The sequence below is a fragment of the Borrelia persica No12 genome (assembly GCF_000500045.1).
GTDB classification, from domain to species: domain Bacteria; phylum Spirochaetota; class Spirochaetia; order Borreliales; family Borreliaceae; genus Borrelia; species Borrelia persica.
This window is the reverse complement of sequence record NZ_AYOT01000214.1, coordinates 1-3,285: the sequence shown is the minus strand read 5'-3', so window position 1 is coordinate 3,285 and position 3,285 is coordinate 1. Positions and strand designations below refer to the sequence as shown.

The window sequence follows — 3,285 nt, the reverse complement described above, 5'->3', positions numbered from 1 at the left end:
TAAACTTTCAAAAACTCGTTAAGTTCAAACTGAATTTTGTCCACAAGATCTAAATTACCCATTTCATTAGCCTTCTCTAAAAGATCTGTATATAAAGACAGAGTACGCGCATGTTTTTCTTCAATGTCAGCTTGTTCTTTTTGACTAACAGGCTTTACAGCCTTAAACTGCCAGTTAGATTCAAGTCCAAACTTCTCTAGCACTGCATTTATAAAAGGCGCCATCATAAGCTTACATATCTGCTCAATATTGAGATAGAATATGTCATAATTACCAACACTGCCCTCACCAGACGGAGATGTGGGATATAGTACTTCTTTAGGAATCCCCGAATAAAGCGTTACATCAGATACAATAATCTCAAACGCATCTCTTATTGGACTTACAGAACGTGTGATATTTGCAATATCATCTTCTCTACCAAGTATCATCATTTTATGATTACTATCTAAAACCCCTTCTATATTTTTCTTCAGTTCAGAAAGATCATATGCTGTCATATCTTTTATTGATGGAAGAGTTGCCGATTTTAGAAAAGTAAAATTATTAACCTTCAAAAACCCAACCGTCTCATTAAGCAACGAATTCATCATACTACTACTCTTCTCTAAAGCCGAAAAATTCAAAAACGATGACTTCATCTTTACAACACGAGTCGGATGAATATTCTCAAAAGAATAATCACCTGTATCATAAACTTCACCAAAATTGAAACAACGAGATTCAAAACCACTCTTCAATGGTGTGCGGGGATCATCTGAATCTGGCACAATTATATGAAAAGCACTCTCTCCAGAAATAATTGCAGTGTAAACCATCTTCTTGATAACTCCTCTAAAATTATTATGAAAAAGCATATCAAGCCCATCTCCTTTTTTATGTTCAATGTCTCTAGATGCTGCAAATCCTGCATATATTTCTGCTACTTGACGAGCAAGCCTTAACGAATCTCCTTTTAAACAATTACTGCTTACTGGATAAAACATTGACTTTGAATCAATGCTAGCACTATTTCGTTTAAAGAAATTAAACTTAAACAATAGAACCTCCGTTCACTCAATTACATCAAAATCGACACCGCATTAAGAAATGCTGGTATGTACTGTAAATCTCTTTGCATAACAATATTTGTAGCAATACCACTCTCACTACCTAAAGATTCATCATAATAATATTCAGTATCATTAAACTCTAAAATTACGTCTTCAGTCTCTTCTCTTTTTAAAACATTCAAATTATTGGGTATAAGATAATCTGAGAGAACATAAAGATTACGATTTCTTGCTATCAAAGAACCCCTACCAAAACGAGAAAAAACAAATCTTAATTCTTCTCTAGTATGTGGCAAAACAAAAGTTCCCCTAAAACGTCCACATTCAAGAGCATAATCTTCTTTTGAAAGTAACACTTTACTACTAGAATTGGTTACAACTGTTATTGGAAGATAAGAAATTCTTCCAATAAGAAGTTCTATAAAGCAAACTCTATTTCCCTTAATATGAACCCCGGTATAAAAACTGCCCTGTACTTTGGATATAAGATTTTCATCGCATAAATTAAAATCTTTGATAAATCTAGCCGTTCCGAAATCACACTCTTCTCCTAAAACTTCAATTCTAAAACCAATATCATTACCGTGATATGCAAGTCTTTGTTTTTCGAGCCAAGAGTCAATATCCCCTCCATTAAGAAATGGATTATCTCTATAAGTACTCTTAATTACACATATTGACGGATTATCTGCATTTGCAATATAACGCTTGTACAACCAATGAGAACGAGGAACTGGATTGCTTGACATATAAATTCTCCCACCTCTCTCTCTCATTGTTGGAATAAGTTTTTCAATATCAGATTCAGTAAACTGATTAGCCTCTTCTAACCAAAGATCCTTAAAATGAGCATATGATTTTAAATCTGTTGTATCATGACCACCTTCAAACACAAACGCACGTTTACGTCCATATATTAAATTCTTTGTCTCTATCTTCGCTTTGCTTACAGTAAATTCACGACGTAAGTTATATCTGTGAAGTAATTCTAAAATCTCTTTATGAATTGACTGAGTAGTTTTGTTTTTCTTCTTTCGCACTGCTAAAGTATCACCACCATCTGGAACAAACTTCCTCTCAAGATTCACTGTCGCAATATCATACGTCTTCCCAGTACCACGACTCGAATAATAAACAAAAATTTCTGCTTGAGGCTTACTTTTGTAAGCATCATAGTACACTGGCAGTCTCTTTAACCTCAAATATCCTGCTCTCCTTTACTAACGCCTTTTATAATACGATTGATCTCATCCTCAGTATAGGAACAACTAGTAATAATAGAATTGTTACTACTATTATTAGACAAGGGCAATTTTTCTTTGTTGATAATATCTAAAACTAAATCCTCAGCTTCATTCATTCCCAAAACAGCAAAAAACATTCTAAAAGCATGTAAACTAGTTGCTAAAACATTACACTTAGAAAACTCAACTAACCTATCAACAAATGCCTTCAATAAGGCTTCACGAGAATCACCAGTAACACTTATCGGAGGGAAATGCTTTCGAACTGATTCTTCTAAATATCTCTTATAATCAAATTCACTCATACTTTACTCCTTTAAAATCACAAATCATACCTGTAAAAACACAGATATGCTAAATTTTTAGGCCTAGTTTCATCATAATAACCGCTAGTCTCTGTACGATCAGGAAATTTATATTTCGAAATATAATCACCATATGACATATCATAGACAAAATTATAAGGACCTTCTTTCCAATACCAGCTATTCTCACGTCTTGCCCAATAAGACCTTTTGATCAAATAATGAGAATAACTATAGTCAATCTTATCTAAGTTTATATAATGGTCATGAGACTTTAGTGAATCACTCTGTGTGTCTCCCAAACTTCTCGAATATGACGAATCGTAATGTCTTAAAAATCGGCCTGCAAGATTTGGTGCAGAAGTTATACCTAACACTCTAGTTGCATAACAATTTAACGGTAAACCTCTGCCATCTGGAAGACAAAATTTATTGGTATTTGTAAATGTCTCGATCAACTTATATCGATTTAGCTTTGATCCCTCAATCGGAAATTTAGCAGTCAAAGCACCCACAGCAACCCTATCCATAAAAAAATCAATCATATGATCCAATATAGAATCTAAATTATTATCTAAAACTGGTAAAACATCTCTATCTATTGCATAATACCTTCTATTTGCTATACTTCTTGCATCACAAACCGCAAATACACCCTTATCTTTAAGAACAATTGGTTCACCA

General features: G+C 33.5%; 4 protein-coding genes. All 4 read right to left on the bottom strand.

All coding sequences use genetic code 11. The features are described from left to right. The coding region (locus U881_RS0107580) for an anti-CBASS protein Acb1 family protein (protein WP_024653836.1) at positions 1–1,040 on the bottom strand (1,040 nt) is incomplete at its 3' end. Positions 1,041–1,060: 20 nt separating this feature from the next. Then, on the bottom strand, positions 1,061–2,254 hold the full coding sequence (locus tag U881_RS0107575) for a PBSX family phage terminase large subunit (RefSeq protein ID WP_024653835.1): 1,194 nt from the start codon (positions 2,252–2,254) through the stop codon (positions 1,061–1,063). Further along, positions 2,251–2,601, bottom strand: coding sequence for a hypothetical protein (locus tag U881_RS0107570; RefSeq protein ID WP_024653834.1), 351 nt, complete (start codon positions 2,599–2,601; stop codon positions 2,251–2,253). Before U881_RS0107570 ends, U881_RS0107575 begins: the two co-directional genes overlap by 4 nt. 17 nt (positions 2,602–2,618) lie before the next feature. After that, positions 2,619–3,285: hypothetical protein (locus U881_RS12930; protein WP_024653833.1), on the bottom strand; the 667-nt coding region annotated here is incomplete at its 5' end.

Excerpts from the sequence above, each read along its gene's own strand:
- U881_RS0107570 (WP_024653834.1), bottom strand. The coding sequence starts at position 2,601 with ATGAGTGAATTTGATTATAAGAGATATTTAGAAGAATCAGTTCGAAAG.